Here is a 15492-nt window from a genome sequence, read left to right as displayed (position 1 = left end):
GTGGTGACCACCCCGCTGCCCGACCCGCCGACCGCGCCCCGCCGGCCATCCGCCGCGTGGGCGCTGTGGCGCGTCGTGGCCGGCCGGTCGACGCGGTTCGCCGCCGGTGTGCACCAGGCCTGGCGGCGGTCGCTCCAGGTCCGCGTGGTCACCATCACACTCGTGGCGTCGAGTCTGCTGGTGGGCGGTTTCGCCTACCTGATCGCCGACAAGATCACCAACATCCTGCTGGAGAACGCCGAGACCGACGTGCGGGCCCGGCTGAGCAACGGCAGTGAATACGCGGCGAAGCAGTTCAACCTCTACAGCCAGCCGCAGGAGGCGCAGCTCCAGGACACCATCGACGGCACGGTCAACTACCTGGCCGGCGGTGACCCGGCGCAGACCAGCGGGGTGGTGGTGGCGATCACCGCCGACAACTTCGCCGAGTTCATCGAGCCGCGCACCTCACCGGACATGCCGGTGCGCCCGGTGATCGGCGACGAGCTGCGGGCCGCCGTCTCGTCGGGCAAGGTCGCCCACCAGATCCGCACCGGCACGCTCGGCGGCGAGCGGACGAAATACCTGGTCTACGGCTCCCCGGTGCCGACCCGGTTCGGGCAGGTCGAGCTCTACTACCTCGTACCGCTGGCCCGGCAGGACAGCACGGCGGCCGACGCCCGGGCCACGGTGGTCGCCACCGGGGTCGCGCTGGTGCTCCTGCTCGGCCTGCTGGCGGCCCTGGTCACCCGGCTGGTGGTGACCCCGGTCCGGGTGGCCGCGCGCACCGCCCAGCGCCTCTCCGCCGGCCTGCTCGACCAGCGCATGGTGGTCTCCGGCGAGGACGACCTGGCCCTGCTCGCCGCCTCGTTCAACCAGATGGCGACCAACCTGCAACGGCAGATCCTCCGGCTGGAGGAGATGTCGCGGCTGCAACGCCGGTTCACCTCGGACGTCTCGCACGAGCTGCGCACCCCGTTGACCACGGTCCGGATGGCGGCCGATTTGATCTTCGCGGAGCGGGACGAGTTCGACCCGGCGGTGGCGCGCAGCGCCGAGCTGCTCCAGGCCGAGCTGGACCGGTTCGAGGAGCTGCTCACCGACCTGCTGGAGATCAGCCGGTTCGACGCCGGCTTCGCGGTGCTGGACAGCGAGCCGACCGACCTGGTGCCGGTGGTGCACCGGGTGACCGAGCGGCTGGCCGGACTGGCCGAGCGGGTGGGGGTGACCATCGAGCTGGAGCTGCCGGACACGCCGGTGATCGCCGAGGTCGACCCGCGCCGGGTCGAGCGGGTGCTGCGCAACCTGGTCGGCAACGCGGTCGAGCACGGCGAGGCCAAGCCGGTGCGGATCACCCTGGGCATGGACCAGAGCGCGGTGGCGATCACGGTCCGGGACCACGGTGTCGGCCTCAAGCCGGGCGAGGAGAAGCTGGTCTTCAACCGGTTCTGGCGCGCCGACCCGTCCCGGGCCCGGCAGACCGGGGGCACCGGCCTGGGCCTGTCGATCAGCCTGGAGGACGCCCGGCTGCACGGCGGCTGGCTGGAGGCGTGGGGCGCGCCGGGGCAGGGCGCGCAGTTCCGCCTCACCCTGCCGGCCCGGGCCGGGGACCGGCTCACCACCTCACCGCTGCGGCTGGTGCCGGCCGACGTCACCCTGCCGTTCGGCGGCCCGCGCGACGGTGGCCTGCTCGCCATCGGCCCGGGCAGTGGCGCCGGGGCGTTGGCCATCGGCCCTGCCGACGCCGACCGAGCAGAGGTGACCCCGTGAGAAGCAAGTTTTCCCTCAGACGGCGGGTGCTGGCTCTGCTGCTGGGTGGCGTGCTGCTGCCGGCCGGGCTGACCGGCTGCGGGATCCCGAACGAGACCGAGGTCCAGGTCGACGGCTCGGGTCCGGCCGCCGAGGCGGGCGCCTCCAACGGCAGCCCTGCGCGGCCGCCCAGCCCCGAAGACAGCGACGAGCCCGGTCCGTTCATCGAGAACTACCTGCGAGCGGCCGCCGCCGGCGAGCGTGAGCAGGCGTACGCCCGGGCCAAGGAGTTCATCGCCCAGGAGGCGAAGAGCCTGCTCCCGGAGAAGCAGAAGAGCAGCGAGATCGGCCTGACCGTGGTGCGGCTCCGCGAGAAGCTCGAGGTCACCCCGCCGAACAACCAGGGCACCAGCGTGGTGACCGTCAAGGTGCAGCAGGTCGGCGTGCTGCGGGCCAACGGCGTCCTGGCGCCGCCGGAGGCCAGCGAGACCGAGTACGTGTTCCAGCTTCGCCGGGCCGATCCGACCGGGTCCGGGCTGCTGCTCACCGCCGTACCGAACGTGCTGCTGGTCAGCGACAGTGCGCTGGGGAAGTACTACCTGCCGCACACCATCTACTTCTGGAACGCGGACCAGTCCCGGCTGGTGCCCGATCTGCGTTACCTGCCCTCGTCGGTGCCGACCGAGCGGTTGGTCACCGAGGTGGTGAGATGGCTGACCGGCGACCCGTCCGACTGGCTGGAGACCGGCGTGACCGGGTTGCCCGACGGCACCCGTCCGATCAACAACGCCACCGGCGCCGACGGGCGCTGGGAGGTCAACCTCACGATGCCGGGGGCCGACGACAAGAAACTCGGCCTGCTCGCCACCCAGCTCGCCTGGTCGCTGCCCGATCTGAGTGGGCAGCTCGACTTGAAGATCCAGAACCAGAAGCGGCGCACCGTCGACCTCCAGCAGGAGCGGACGGCGCACGCCGCGTACCCGGCCGGCGGCGTCCCGGCGCGCTTCAGTGTGTACGACGGCGCGATCCGCCCGCTGGCCATCGGCAACGAGCCGCGGGCCGCCGTCCCGCTGGCACCCGCGGACAACCGGAACGTGGCCTCCGCGGCGCTCGCGTACGCCGGCGACGGGACGCGGGCCGCGCTGGTGGTCACCGGTGCGGACCGGCGGCAGCGGCTGCGGGTCGGCTTCGGCGCGGCCCCGGTCACCGGGCTGGCCACCAGCGCCCGGTCCTACCGTGCCATCAGCCGGCCCACCTGGCTCCGCTCGTCGGATCAGAACCGCCCGTCCGGCCTGGTGGCCGCGGACGGCAAGCTCTACCGCTTCGACGGTGCGGCCGCGATGAGCGAGGTCCCCCTGGCCGTCCCCGGTCCGGTGGTGGCGGTCGCCGGGTCCCTCGACGGCCACCGGATCGCCCTCGTCAGCGGGGGCGCCCTCTACGTGGCCGCGGTGAGCGTCGACGGCGGCGTGGTGGTGGGCCAGCCGCGTCCGTTGGCGACCGAGCTCACCGGCGTCACGGCGGTGGACTGGCTGCTGGAGAACGACCTGGTCCTGGCCGGTAACGAGCCGGACCTCCGGCCGGCGATCCACCAGCTCAGTGTCGACGGCGGCCGGGAGATCGCACTCAAGCGGGACATCGGCGCCGAGGTGTCCCAGTTGGCCGCGTACCCGGGCGCGTCAACGGGCGGACCACCGTCGCAGTCGTACATGTACGAGGCGAACCGGGCGGCCTTCCGGAACAACCCGTTCGACATCATCAAGCCGGAACAGGTGCTGGACGTGCCGGCGGGCAGCCGGGCGACCAACCCCACGGCGCCCTTCTTCCTCTACTGAGGGCTACCGGTGCCGGACGTGGGCGGGCTCTGGGCGGACCTGACCGACCTGGTGCTGCCCGCCGGGTGCGCCGGCTGCGCGGCGCGCTCCCCGGGGCTGCGACAGGGCTTCTGCCCGCGCTGTGTGGACGAGTTGGAGTCGTTGCGTCCCGCGCCGACCCGCCCCGATCCGGCCCCACCGGACCTGCCGCCCTGTGTCGCCCTCGGGCCGTACGGCGGCGCGTTGCGCGAGGGGCTGCTGGCGTACAAGGAACGGGGTCGGCACGGGCTGGCCCGGCCGCTGGGGGCGTTGCTTGCCGAGGTGGTCGCCGAGGCCGTGGGGCCGCCCGGCCCGGTGACGCTGGTGGCGGTGCCGGACACCGCCCGCGCGGCCCGGGCCCGCTACGGCGACCACCTGGAGCGGCTGGCCCGCCCGGCGGCCGCCCGACTGCGCGCGGCCGGCTGGCCGGTCCGCGTGCTGCGGCCGTTGCGGGCGCTGCCGCGCCCGGACTCGGTGGCGCTGGACAGCGCCGGTCGGGCGGCCGCGGCGGACGCCGCGTTCCGGCTGCGGCGTACGGTCCCCGCGGTCGGCGCCGTGGTGCTGCTCGACGACATCGTCACCACCGGGGCAACGCTCGCGGCGGTGAGCCGGATATTGCACCGCGCGGGAATGACGCCAAAGGCCGCGGCGGTGCTCGCCGCAACGCAAAAGCGGCGGCTTCGGTGACGCTTCGTGTATCCGTTTCACCCCATGGTGTATGAGCTGTTAAATTTTGCGACCGCCTTCGGCAACCGGGGGTGACGGGTGGCCGAACAGGAGTTAGCGTTTCGGTGTCGGGGGTAGTGAGGATGCCAACCTTCCCCCGGCACTGGAAGGAGGCGTAGCCGTACACCACCGGTGGACGCCGAGCGGGGCCCTCCCCGGGTGCGTCGACCGGAAGATCCGGACCGAACGACCGTCCGAACAAGGGAGGTCACGTGGACATCGTGGTCAAGGGCCGTAACGTCGAAGTGCCGGACCATTACCGGGTGCACGTAGCCGAGAAGCTCGCGAAGATCGAACGCTACGACCACAAACTCATTCGCGTGGACGTCGAGTTGTTCCACGAGCGCAATCCGCGCCAGGCCGACCACTGCCAGCGGGTGGAGATCACCTGCGTCACGCGGGGTCCGGTGATCCGGGCCGAGGCCTGCACGAACGACTTCTACAGCGCGCTCGACGCCGCCATCGCCAAGCTGGACACCCGGTTCCGCCGGGCGGCCGACCGCCGCCGGGTGCACCGCGGGCGGCACGCGCCGCTCTCCGTGGCCGCCGCGACCGCCGGTCTTCCGGTGGCCGACCTGGACGGGCCCGGCCTGGCGGTGCTGAACGGCCACGGTGCGGCCACCGCCGTCGCCGACCGTCCGGACGAGAGCGACTTCGAGGAACCCGACGACCAGCCGTGGCACATCGCCCGGGAGAAGGTCCACCCCGCAGAACCGATGACCGTCGACGACGCGCTGTTCCAGATGGAACTCGTCGGGCACGACTTCTACCTGTTCCAGGACAAGGAGTCCGGCCGCCCGAGTGTGGTCTACCGCCGGCGCGCGTACGACTACGGCATCATCTCGCTCGGCACCTGACCCCTTGACCCGGACGAGTGGGGCTCCGCGCTCGTGGGGCCCCACTCACTCTCCGTCCGTAGCCAGCCGACCGAAGATCACCGAATCGGTACGGGTACCGCCCGCGCCGGGCAGTCGCCCGCGCAACAGCCCCTCCCGCCGGAAGCCGGCGCGTTCCAGCACCCGCTGGGAGGCGACGTTCTCCGGCCGGGTGCCGGCCCAGAGCCGGGCCACGCCGACGTCGAACGCCCATCCGGAGACCAGCCGCACCGTCCGGGCGGCCAGCCCGCGCCCCCGCGCCTCGGGCAGCAGGCTGTAGCCCAGCATGGCCTGACCGGTCGCCGGCTCGTCGTGGACGAGGGCGCAGCCGCCGACGAACGCGCCGGTCACCGCGTCGAGGATCGCCAGGTCGGCGGAGGCGCCGGCCAGCCAGTGGCTGGCCGCCAGCCGGCAGCGACGGGCGATCACCTCCCGCTCCGGCGGCTCCGGCGGCACCCGGTTGGCCACCACCTCCGGCAGCGTGTGCAGGCGGTGCAGCGCGTCCGTGTCCGCCGGTTCCACGCGGCGCACCGTCACCACGCCGTCGGTGAGCCGGCCGTCGGGCAGGTCCGGCAGCAGGCGGGCGGTCGGCCCGGGCGGGTCGTCGGCCAGCCGCACCCAGGCGACCAGATCCTGACGGACGCCGTCGACGCCCGCGCCCGCCGCCCGGCGCACCCCCTCGTGCCGGTAGCCGCAGGCCAGCGCGATGCGCTGGCTCGGCACGTTCTCCGCGCGGGTGAGCAGCTCCAGCCGGCCCGCCCCGGCCGCGAACGCCTGCTCACTCAGCAGCCGGGTGGCGGCGGTCGCCACGCCCCGGCCGCGTGCCGACGGGCCCACCCAGTAACCGATCTCGTACGTCGCCCGCTCCGCGCTGAGCCGGGTCAGGCCGATGCTGCCGAGCAGCCGGTCGGTGGCCGGGTCGGCGATCGTGTAGGCGGCTCCGCCGGCCGCCCGGGCCGCCGGTGCGCCCTCGGTGATCCACCACCGGGCGGCGTCGGCGTCGTACGGGTCGGGCAGGAAGGGCATGAACCGGCGGGACTCCGGGTCGGTCAGGCCGGCCACCGTGCCGGGTACGTCGGCCGGAGCGCACGGCCGCAGCCGTACCCCGTACCCCTCGATCGTCTCCGGGGTCATGCCAGGTCTCCCGCCAGCAGCCCGCCGACCCACACGTCGTGCCGCTCGCCGCGGTGCTGGACGCCGCCGCGCAGCGTGCCCTCGACGGTGAAGCCGGCCTTCTCGGCCGCCCGGCGGGACGCGGTGTTGCCCACGTTGGCCCGCCACTCGACCCGGGCCAGGCCGAGCGTGGTGAAACCCCAGGCGCAGACCGCGGTGAGCGCGGCCGGCAGGTAGCCCCGACCCCGCGCGTGTGGGGCGGTCATGAAGCCGACGTCGGCCACCAGCGGGTCGCCAGGGAGGATCCGCAGGTCGAGCGAGGCGACGTAGCGGTCCTCCGGGTCGGCCACCGCGAACGTCGCGGCGGTGCCGCGCGCCCACGCCGGGCGCACCAGGTCGCGCAGGAAGCTTTCGGCGTGTTCGGGCCGGTAGGGGTGCGGCACCGTGGTCCAGCGCACGGTCTGCTCGTCCTGGCAGGTGCGGGTGACCTCGGCCAGGTCCCGCTCCTCCAGCGCGCGCAGCCGCAGCTCGGTGTCGCCGGCGGTGGCGAACAGGACGGGCTGTGGGCGGCCGAAGACCGCCGCCCTGCGGGCCTGGAGCGTGTCCGGGCCGTACGGGACGGGGTCACCGGGCGCGGCCAGCTCGGCCGGGAGCAGGGAGCCGATCCACCCCTCCGGCCGGCCGCCCCGGGCCGGGTGGGCCAGCCGCAGCTCGCCCTCGATCCGGAAGCCGGCGCGCAGCGCGACCAGCCGGGACGCGTGGTTGCCGAGCTCGGCCTGCCAGGTGATCCGGCGCAGCTTGAGCGCGTCGAAGGCCCACCGGGCCACCGCCCGGACGGCGCGGACCGCGACGCCCCGCCCGCGGGCCCACGGCGCGGTCCAGTAGCCCACCTCACCCGAGTCGAGCGCCTGGTCGACGGAGACCAGGCCGCACGAGGCGAGCAGCTCGCCGGTGGCGGCGTCGCAGACCGCGAACGGCGCCCCGGTGCCGTCCGCCCAGGCGGTGGCGCTGATCGTGGTCACGAACGCGACGGCGTGTTCGGGCAGGTACGGGCGAGGTACGGTGGTCCAGCGCTGAATGTCCGGATCCTGGCAGGCGCGGTGCACCGCGTCGGCGTCCCCGGCCCGCCAGGGGCGTAGCAACAGCCCGTCCTCGATGATCTCCACCGGCTCCATCCGAGCCATCGTGCCGGATCGTTCGCCGACGGCGTAACCCGATTAGCGGCCCCCGGCGTGCGGTCGCGGCGTTATGTCGGGTTCGCTGACCCGGACCGCCGCCACCAGTGACCATCGCCGCGCCGGAGCGCCTACGATGGTTCGAGACCGTCTAGGGGAGCGTTGATCCGTGTCGATTCTGGAAAAGGTCCTTCGCGCCGGCGAGGGCCGCATGGTGCGTCGGCTGAAGGCCATCGCGGCTGCCGTCAACTCGATCGAGGACGACTACGTCAACCTCAGCGACGACGAGCTGCGCGGCATGACCGACCAGTTCAAGGAGCGGCTTGAGGATGGCGAGACCCTCGACGACCTCCTGCCGGAGGCGTTCGCGGTGTGCCGGGAGGCCGCCTCGCGGGTGCTCGGCCAGCGGCCCTACGACGTCCAGGTGATGGGCGGCGCGGCCCTGCACTTCGGCAACATCGCCGAGATGAAGACCGGTGAGGGCAAGACGCTCACCTCGGTCATGCCGGTCTACCTGAACGCGCTCGCCGGCAAGGGCGTGCACGTGATCACGGTGAACGACTACCTCGCCGAGCGCGACGCCGCCTGGATGGGCCGGGTGCACGAGTTCCTCGGGCTCACCGTCGGCGTGGTGCTGCCGAACCGGCCCGCCACCGAGCACCGCGCGGCCTACGAGTGCGACATCACCTACGGCACCAACAACGAGTTCGGCTTCGACTACCTGCGCGACAACATGGCCTGGTCGAAGGAGGAGCTGGTCCAGCGCGGCCACTTCTTCGCCGTGGTGGACGAGGTCGACTCGATCCTCATCGACGAGGCCCGCACCCCGCTGATCATCTCCGGCCCGGCCGAGCACTCCGCTCGGTGGTACCAGGAGTTCGCGTCCGTGGTGGCCCGCCTCCAGCCCGGCACCGACGGCGAGGGCGACTACGAGGTCGACTACGCCAAGCGCACCATCGCGATCACCGAGCGCGGCGTGGCCAGGGTCGAGGACCGGCTCGGCATCGACAACCTCTACGAGTCGGTCAACACGCCGCTGGTCGGCTACCTGAACAACGCGATCAAGGCCAAGGAGCTCTACAAGCGCGACAAGGACTACATCGTCAGCGACGGCGAGGTCCTGATCGTCGACGAGTTCACCGGCCGGATCCTGCACGGCCGGCGCTACAACGAGGGCATGCACCAGGCGATCGAGGCCAAGGAGGGGGTGGAGATCAAGCAGGAGAACCAGACCCTGGCCACGATCACCCTCCAGAACTACTTCCGCCTCTACGAGAAGCTCTCCGGCATGACCGGCACCGCCCAGACCGAGGCGGGCGAGTTCAACAAGGTCTACAAGGTCGGCGTCGTGACCATCCCGACGCACCGGCCGATGGTCCGGCTCGACCGGCCCGACGTCATCTACAAGACCGAGAAGGCCAAGTTCAACGCCGTCGTCGAGGACATCGCGGAGCGGCACGAGCAGGGCCAGCCGGTGCTGGTCGGCACCGTCTCGGTGGAGAACTCCGAGATCCTGTCGCACATGCTGCGCCGCCGCGGCATCCCGCACTCGGTGTTGAACGCGAAGTTCCACGCCAAGGAGGCGGAGATCGTCGCCCAGGCCGGGCGCAAGGGCGCGGTCACGGTCGCCACCAACATGGCCGGCCGGGGCACCGACATCCTGCTCGGCGGCAACGCCGAGTTCCTCGCCGCCAACGAACTCCGCCAGCGCGGTCTCGACCCGGTCGAGCAGCCGGAGGAGTACGCCAAGGCGATGGAGGAGATCCTCCCGACCTGGAAGCAGGCCTGCGACGTCGAGGCGGAGGAGGTGGCCGCCGCCGGCGGGCTCTACGTGCTCGGCACCGAGCGGCACGAGTCCCGCCGGATCGACAACCAGCTGCGGGGGCGTGCCGGCCGGCAGGGCGACCCGGGCGAGTCCCGGTTCTACCTGTCCCTCCAGGACGAGCTGATGAAGCGGTTCCGGGCCGGCGCCGTCGAGGCGGTCATGGACCGCTTCAACATCCCGGAGGACGTGCCCATCGAGTCGAAGATGGTCACCCGCCAGATCAAGAGCGCGCAGGCCCAGATCGAGGGCCAGAACGCCGAGATCCGGAAGAACGTCCTCAAGTACGACGAGGTGCTCAACAAGCAGCGCCAGGTGATCTACGCCGAGCGCCTGCGGGTGCTCAACGGCGAGGACCTGTCCGACCAGGTCCGCAACATGATCGACGACGTGATCGGCGCGTACGTGGTCGGCGCGACCAGCGACGGCTACGCCGAGGACTGGGACCTCGACCAGCTCTGGTCCAGCCTGAAGCAGCTCTACCCGGTGGGCGTCACGGTCGAGGAGCTGGAGGAGGAGGTCGGCTCCCGGGCCGGTCTCGACCAGGACTTCCTGCTCGCCCGCCTCAAGGAGGACGCGCACTCCGCGTACGACCGGCGGGAGGAGAGCCTCGGCGAGGAGGCGGTGCGCCAGCTCGAGCGGATGGTCCTGCTCCAGGTGATCGACCGCAAGTGGCGCGAGCACCTCTACGAGATGGACTACCTCCAGGAGGGCATCAGCCTGCGGGCGTACGCCCAGCGCGACCCGGTCATCGAGTACCAGCGCGAGGGCTTCGACATGTTCGCCACCATGATGGACGGCATCAAGGAGGAGACGGTCGGCTTCCTCTACAACCTGGACGTGCAGGTCGAGGAGGCGGAGCCGGAGGCCGAGGAGGTCCAGCTGCTGGAGAAGCCGGTGGAGATCCGGGCCAAGGGCCTCAACCGCGCGCCGCAGCAGCAGGGCCTGCAATACTCGGCGCCCGCCGTGGACGGCGAGGCCGGTCGAGGTGCGCCGGTGATCGAGCGCGCCGAGCAGCAGGCCCCGGCGCTGGGCATCGGCGAGCGGACGTCCGAGCGCCCGGCCGCCTCGGCGCCGCGCCGGACCCCGGCCGCGGCCGGCGGGGCGAGCGGTCAGGCGATGGCCTCCAGCACCGCCCGGCGGGCGACCCCGGGCCAGGTGGACGGTGGTGAGGGCCCGTCCCGTAACGCGCCCTGCCCGTGCGGTTCCGGCCGTAAGTACAAGCGCTGCCACGGTTCGCCCAACGGCGGCAACTGACCCAGATAGCCCGACGGGCCCCGGCCACCGGCCGGGGCCCGTCGGCGTCTCACCCCGTCCGGATCGACGACGTGGTGAGAGTCAGAGGACGTCCAGCACGATGCAGAGCCAGTTGCCGCGCCGGTGTTCCAGGCGCACGGCGACCGCCCAGCTGGTGCCGCCGGCGCCGGTGAACACGGCGGTGGCCTCCACCGCGCCGGCCCGTGGCTCACAGATCCGCAGGCGGCGCAGGTGCAGGGCGGGCCGGGCGCTGCGGCGGCGGACCGGGGTCACCCGGCGGGCCGCCCGGGTCAGCTCCGCGGAGACCTGGGCGGCGGCCTCGGGCAGGCAGAGTGGCCGGAGTTGCCCGGGGGGCCGGAAGCCGTTGACGATCTCCAGGAACGTGCGGACGAACCGGTGGGCCGCTCGGGCGGCCTCGGGCGTGGCGGTGGCGGGAGCGGGCGGTGGCCCGACGGGCGGGCGTCCGACGCCGTCCCCGCTCGCGGTGGTGTCGCGGTGCGGGGCGCCCTCTCCGGAGGTCGGGGAATGGTGCGTGCCGCCCTCGCCCGGGGTGGTGCGGAGCGCGCCGGAGGTCAGCCAGCGGGGCCAGCCGGGAGCGTGGTCGGGGGCGCGCCCGGCGGGTCGCCCGAGGTCGCCGGGGCGTCGGTCGATCAGGTCGAGGGCGAGCTGACCGGTGTGGCCCCAGGCCGGATCCTCGTCCGTGCAGGGCGGGTCGAGTGGCGGGGCGGGTCGGAGGCGAACCGGTGGACGTGGTGACCGGGGACGGCGGGTGTCGACCATGTCAGCCCTCGAATCCTTGCGTTTGCCTTCGTTTGCCTGCGATAGAACCTCATCTTCCGGCACCGGAGTCGGGCGCGTCAATGGCCTACGGTCAGCGTGGGATCACTCCGCGTCGCGCTCACCCAGCGGGTTCCCGCGCACCCACTCGGCGGTCTCGGCGTACTTGCGCTCGATGTACTCCTCCAACCGCGCCCGCTCCACCCGCCACTGACCCCGTCCGCCGATCTTGATGGCGGGCAGCTCTCCGCTGCGGACCATGTGGTAGACCTGCGAGTCCGAGACGTTCAGCTCGGCGGCGACGTCGGACAGCAGCAGGAACCTCGACTCCACGGTGACTCCCGGGGTTGTTTTCGTTTGCGTCAGTTTGCCATCACCGGCGGACGTTCCCGAGTCCCGCTTCGGCGGACACACCGGCGGAAGGCTTCGCCCGGGCGGGTGCCGGGTGTATGACGGTCACGGCGTACGGCATGATCGGCGCCCGGAGCCGGCGTGTGCCGGCCGGCGGCCTGAGTGCGGGGGAGAGACCGGTGACCGACGAGCTTGTCCGGGTGTACCTGCCGGCGACCGTGCCGATGCTCGGCCGGCTGCGGGACGAGGGTCTGTCCGCCGAGGCGGCGCACGCGGTCACCCCCGAGCTGCGCGAGTGGTACGCCGAGGGCGACGAGGAGGAGCTGGAGTACGTCGCCTTCACCCGGGCCGCCCAGGACGCGCTGCTCCTGCTGCGTGCCGACGCCGGCGCACCCCGTCGGCGCGTGGTGGTCTCGGTGGACCTGCCCGCCCGGGCGGTCGGTCGGGCCGGCGGCGAGCTGGGCTCCAGCGTGGTGGGGCTGGCCGGCCCGGTGCCGGTCAGGTCGGTGGCCGCGATCCACGTGGACGGCGCGGAGGCGGTCGAGGACGTGACCGCGGCCGTGGCGGTGGTGGCCGAGGCGCAGGCCGGCGACCCCGACGCCCAGTTCACCGTCGACGGCGTCGAGGACCACGAGCTGGAGTGGTACGACGTGACCGAGCTGGACCTGCTGCTGCGCGAGGTCGGCTGAGGCCGGCCGGCTCAGGAGGCCGGCTCGTCCTCCTCCTCGACCGGGCGCGGGCCGAGCGTGCGTCCGAAGACGATGAGCGTGGTCAGCGCGCCCACGAAGAGCACCCAGATGCCGTTGTCCACCCGCGACGTGCCGAGCGCCGTCTGCGCCACCTGGTCGGCCTCGCTGAGCGCGGCGGCCAGGTCGAGCAGGCCCCGCCCCCCGATCCGGATGATCACCTCGGTGAGCAGCAGGAGCAGCCCGGCGCCGGCGCCGGCCACCAGGTACGCCGGCCAGCGCAGCGGCGCGGCCGCGCCGTGCCGACGCTCCGCGCGGCGGCGGGACCAGGCCAGGTAGAGGTAGGCCACCAGCCCGGCGACCAGCCCGGCGAGCAGCGACTCGGTGCGGGACACCCACTTGGCGGCGTCCAGCACCGACTGCTGGGTCTCGCCGGCGCCGAACAGGTCGGAGAGCGGATCCCGGGCCCGGCTGAACAGCACCACGAAGACCTGCGCGGCGAGCGTGGCGGCGGCGATCGCGGCCACCACCCGGGCCTGCCGCGCCCCGGCCGCCGCGCCGCCGATGATCGCGGCGGCGGCCGTGGTGCCGGCGATCGTGTTGGTGGTGGCGTTGTCCGCGTACGTGAGGTTGATCGCCACCGCGGCGACGAGCCCGACCAGCAGGCCGGCGCCGACGGTGGCCAGGAAGCGCAGGGTGGCGCGGCCCAGCCGGTTGGTGGCGGCCAGCGCGACCGTGGCGCCGGTGACCAGCGCCGCGGTGATCACGCCCGGGAGCGCGTACGCGGAGAGGCTGATCGCGGTGACCCCGGCGGCGGTCGAGGTGATCGCCTCCCGGGTGGACCAGAGCATGGCCGCCAGCCAGGCGATCGAGAGCAGGGCCAGCGGCAGCGCGCCCGACGCGTACTCGGGTCGCCCGACCGCGGGGGCCACGTCGACGACCTCGGGCTGGTCCGGCTCCGCGGCCGTGGAGCTGCCGGGCTGGTTGCTCATCGTCTCCCTTTCGACGGACGCCGGATCGGCCGCGCCGGGCCGGGCGGGTCACCGGTCATCCAGCGTACGCGGCGCGGCGCGCCCTCCCGGACGGGCGGGCCGCGCGCCCCGGCGCATGTCACCCGGCCGACTGGCGGGTGCCGACGGGGCGCGGGGGTGGGCCGAGACTGCCGATGAATCGTCGACCGCGCGCGATCTGTGCCGACGTTTCGTCGGTTCCGGGCGGGAATGGACCGACGGTCCGAAGAGGGGGAGTCCGTCCGGTGTTCGGTGCCGCACCCGGGGAGCCCGGGTCGGCGACGGCGTCGCATGAAACAATCGGCCCAGGTCCCGCCGCCGCGACCGGTCCACCACGCGGTGTCCGGCGCCGGCCGCCCGGCCGCGCTCGCGGGGCCGGTTTCGCCACCGCCGTCGAGATCGCACAGGAGCCTGTGATGGACGCCGTGTTCTCCGTACCCGAGCCGCGCAACGAGCCGGTCCACACCTACGAGCCCGGCAGCGCCGACCGGGAGCGGCTCCAGCGGCGGCTGGCCGAGCTGGCCGCCGACCGGATCGAGCTGCCGATGACCATCGCCGGTGAGCAGCGGATGGCCGGCGGCGCGTCGATCGACGTGGTGCAGCCGCACAAGCACGCGCACGTGCTCGGCATCACCGGGCACGCCACCCACGACGACGCGCGGGCCGCGGTCCGGGCCGCCAAGGACGCCGCGCCGATGTGGCGGGCGCTGCCGTTCGAGGAGCGGGCCGCGATCTTCCTGCGCGCCGCCGACCTGCTCGCCGGCCCCTGGCGGGACACGCTCAACGCGGCCACCATGCTCGGCCAGTCCAAGACCGCGGTCCAGGCCGAGATCGACGCCGCCTGCGAGCTGATCGACTTCCTCCGGTTCAACGTCCACTTCGCCCGCCGGCTCCTGGCCGAGCAGCCGATGTCCTCGTCCGGCGTGTGGAACCGCTTCGACCACCGGCCCCTGGAGGGCTTCGTCTACGCGGTCACCCCGTTCAACTTCACCGCGATCGCCGGCAACCTGCCGTCCGCCCCGGCCATGCTCGGCAACACGGTGGTCTGGAAGCCGGGCCCGACCCAGCAGTTCGCCGCGCACTTCACGATGCGCCTGTTCGAGGCCGCCGGCCTGCCGCCCGGTGTGATCAACATGGTCACCGGCCGGGGCGAGGAGGTCTCCGACGTGGTGCTCGCCGACCCGGACCTGGCCGGCATCCACTTCACCGGCTCCACCAAGGTCTTCCAGCACCTGTGGAAGACCGTCGGCGACAACATCGCCCGCTACCGGGGCTACCCGCGCCTGGTCGGCGAGACCGGCGGCAAGGACTTCGTGGTCGCGCACACCAGCGCCGACGTGGACGCGCTGCACACCGCGCTGATCCGGGGCGCCTACGAGTACCAGGGCCAGAAGTGCTCGGCCGCCTCGCGGGCCTACGTCCCCCGGTCGCTGTGGGAGGGCGGGCTGCGGGACCGGCTCGCCGCCACCGCGGAGTCGCTGACCTACGGCGACGTGACCGACTTCAGCAACTTCGGCGGCGCGGTCATCGACGACAAGGCGTTCGGCCGGCACACCGCCGCGCTGGAGCTGATCAAGGGCGACGACAGCTGCAAGATCCTGGCCGGGGGCACCGCCGACGACTCGGTCGGCTGGTTCGTCCGGCCGACGCTGTTCGAGTGCTCCGACGCCGCGCACGAGACCTTCACCACGGAATACTTCGGCCCGATCCTCGGCGTGCACGTCTTCGACGACGCCCGCTTCGACGACGTGGTCGCCCAGGCCGAGTCGATCGCGCCGTACGCGCTGACCGGGTCGATCTTCGCGAACGACCGCCGGGTGGTCGACCAGGTGGCGGAGAAGATGCGGTACGCGGCGGGCAACTTCTACATCAACGACAAGCCGACCGGCGCGGTGGTCGGGCAGCAGCCGTTCGGCGGCGCCCGGGCCAGCGGCACCAACGACAAGGCGGGCTCCTGGCACAACCTGGTCCGCTGGACGTCGCCGCGGACGATCAAGGAGACCTTCGTCCCGCCGACCGACCACACCTACCCGCACATGGGCTGAGGCGTCCGGAGAGGCCCGTCGGAGACGTGGGGCGGGCCTCTTCCTTACCCGACAGTGCACATCGGACCCGCCATCGG

12 protein-coding genes are annotated in these 15492 nt (G+C 73.1%); 7 read left to right on the top strand and 5 right to left on the bottom strand.

What is annotated here, in order from left to right; translation table 11 throughout:
* The 4 genes from mtrB (at window position 1) to hpf (ending at window position 5161) form a co-directional block, all read left to right on the top strand.
* Window positions 1-1749, top strand: a complete 1749-nt coding sequence (mtrB, locus tag CO540_RS14515; protein WP_099162462.1) for an MtrAB system histidine kinase MtrB — start codon at window positions 1-3, stop codon at window positions 1747-1749.
* A complete protein-coding gene (locus tag CO540_RS14510; protein ID WP_099162461.1) occupies window positions 1746-3560 on the top strand; it encodes an LpqB family beta-propeller domain-containing protein in 1815 nt (604 codons plus the stop codon). Before mtrB ends, CO540_RS14510 begins: the two co-directional genes overlap by 4 nt.
* Window positions 3561-3569: 9 nt before the next feature.
* Complete coding sequence (locus CO540_RS14505) at window positions 3570-4265, top strand: ComF family protein (protein ID WP_099162460.1); 696 nt, start codon at window positions 3570-3572, stop codon at window positions 4263-4265.
* Window positions 4266-4516: 251 nt separating this feature from the next.
* The gene (gene hpf / locus CO540_RS14500; RefSeq protein ID WP_091581574.1) at window positions 4517-5161 is read left to right on the top strand and encodes a ribosome hibernation-promoting factor, HPF/YfiA family; all 645 of its coding nucleotides are present in this window, start codon (window positions 4517-4519) and stop codon (window positions 5159-5161) included.
* A 45-nt stretch (window positions 5162-5206) separates the two neighbouring features.
* On the opposite strand, the gene CO540_RS14495 is transcribed toward hpf, so the two are convergent.
* Both CO540_RS14495 and CO540_RS14490 read right to left on the bottom strand, forming a co-directional pair.
* Complete coding sequence (locus tag CO540_RS14495) at window positions 5207-6313, bottom strand: GNAT family N-acetyltransferase (protein WP_099162459.1); 1107 nt, start codon at window positions 6311-6313, stop codon at window positions 5207-5209.
* Window positions 6310-7467 (bottom strand): GNAT family N-acetyltransferase, encoded by a 1158-nt coding sequence (locus CO540_RS14490; protein ID WP_099162458.1) that lies wholly within the window; start codon window positions 7465-7467, stop codon window positions 6310-6312. The genes CO540_RS14495 and CO540_RS14490 overlap by 4 nt, the downstream gene beginning before the upstream one ends.
* Before the next feature lie 169 nt (window positions 7468-7636).
* Between CO540_RS14490 and secA the strand changes: the two genes are divergently transcribed.
* Window positions 7637-10546 carry a preprotein translocase subunit SecA gene (gene secA, locus CO540_RS14485; protein WP_099162457.1) on the top strand — a complete coding sequence of 970 codons (2910 nt, stop codon included), beginning with the start codon at window positions 7637-7639 and terminating at the stop codon, window positions 10544-10546.
* An 81-nt stretch (window positions 10547-10627) separates the two neighbouring features.
* Here secA and CO540_RS14480 read toward each other — a convergent pair whose 3' ends face one another.
* Both CO540_RS14480 and CO540_RS14475 read right to left on the bottom strand, forming a co-directional pair.
* A complete protein-coding gene (locus tag CO540_RS14480) occupies window positions 10628-11326 on the bottom strand; it encodes an Rv3235 family protein (RefSeq protein ID WP_099162456.1) in 699 nt (232 codons plus the stop codon).
* Window positions 11327-11428: 102 nt separating this feature from the next.
* Window positions 11429-11656: a helix-turn-helix domain-containing protein gene (locus CO540_RS14475; protein ID WP_099162455.1), complete on the bottom strand. Its 228-nt coding sequence runs from the start codon at window positions 11654-11656 to the stop codon at window positions 11429-11431.
* Between the two features lie 197 nt (window positions 11657-11853).
* Here CO540_RS14475 and CO540_RS14470 point away from each other — a divergent pair, with 197 nt between their 5' ends.
* Complete coding sequence (locus CO540_RS14470) at window positions 11854-12363, top strand: hypothetical protein (protein ID WP_099164767.1); 510 nt, start codon at window positions 11854-11856, stop codon at window positions 12361-12363.
* A gap of 11 nt (window positions 12364-12374) precedes the next feature.
* Here the strand turns inward: CO540_RS14470 and CO540_RS14465 are convergent, their stop codons facing one another.
* Complete coding sequence (locus CO540_RS14465; RefSeq protein WP_099162454.1) at window positions 12375-13352, bottom strand: hypothetical protein; 978 nt, start codon at window positions 13350-13352, stop codon at window positions 12375-12377.
* A 434-nt stretch (window positions 13353-13786) separates the two neighbouring features.
* Between CO540_RS14465 and pruA the strand changes: the two genes are divergently transcribed.
* Window positions 13787-15415 (top strand): L-glutamate gamma-semialdehyde dehydrogenase, encoded by a 1629-nt coding sequence (gene pruA, locus CO540_RS14460; RefSeq protein WP_099162453.1) that lies wholly within the window; start codon window positions 13787-13789, stop codon window positions 15413-15415.
* Window positions 15416-15492 lie beyond the last annotated feature (77 nt).

Origin of the sequence: Micromonospora sp. WMMA2032 (assembly GCF_002688545.1) — a bacterium.
GTDB lineage: Bacteria > Actinomycetota > Actinomycetes > Mycobacteriales > Micromonosporaceae > Micromonospora > Micromonospora sediminicola.
This window is presented reverse-complemented; position numbering and strand designations above follow the sequence as displayed.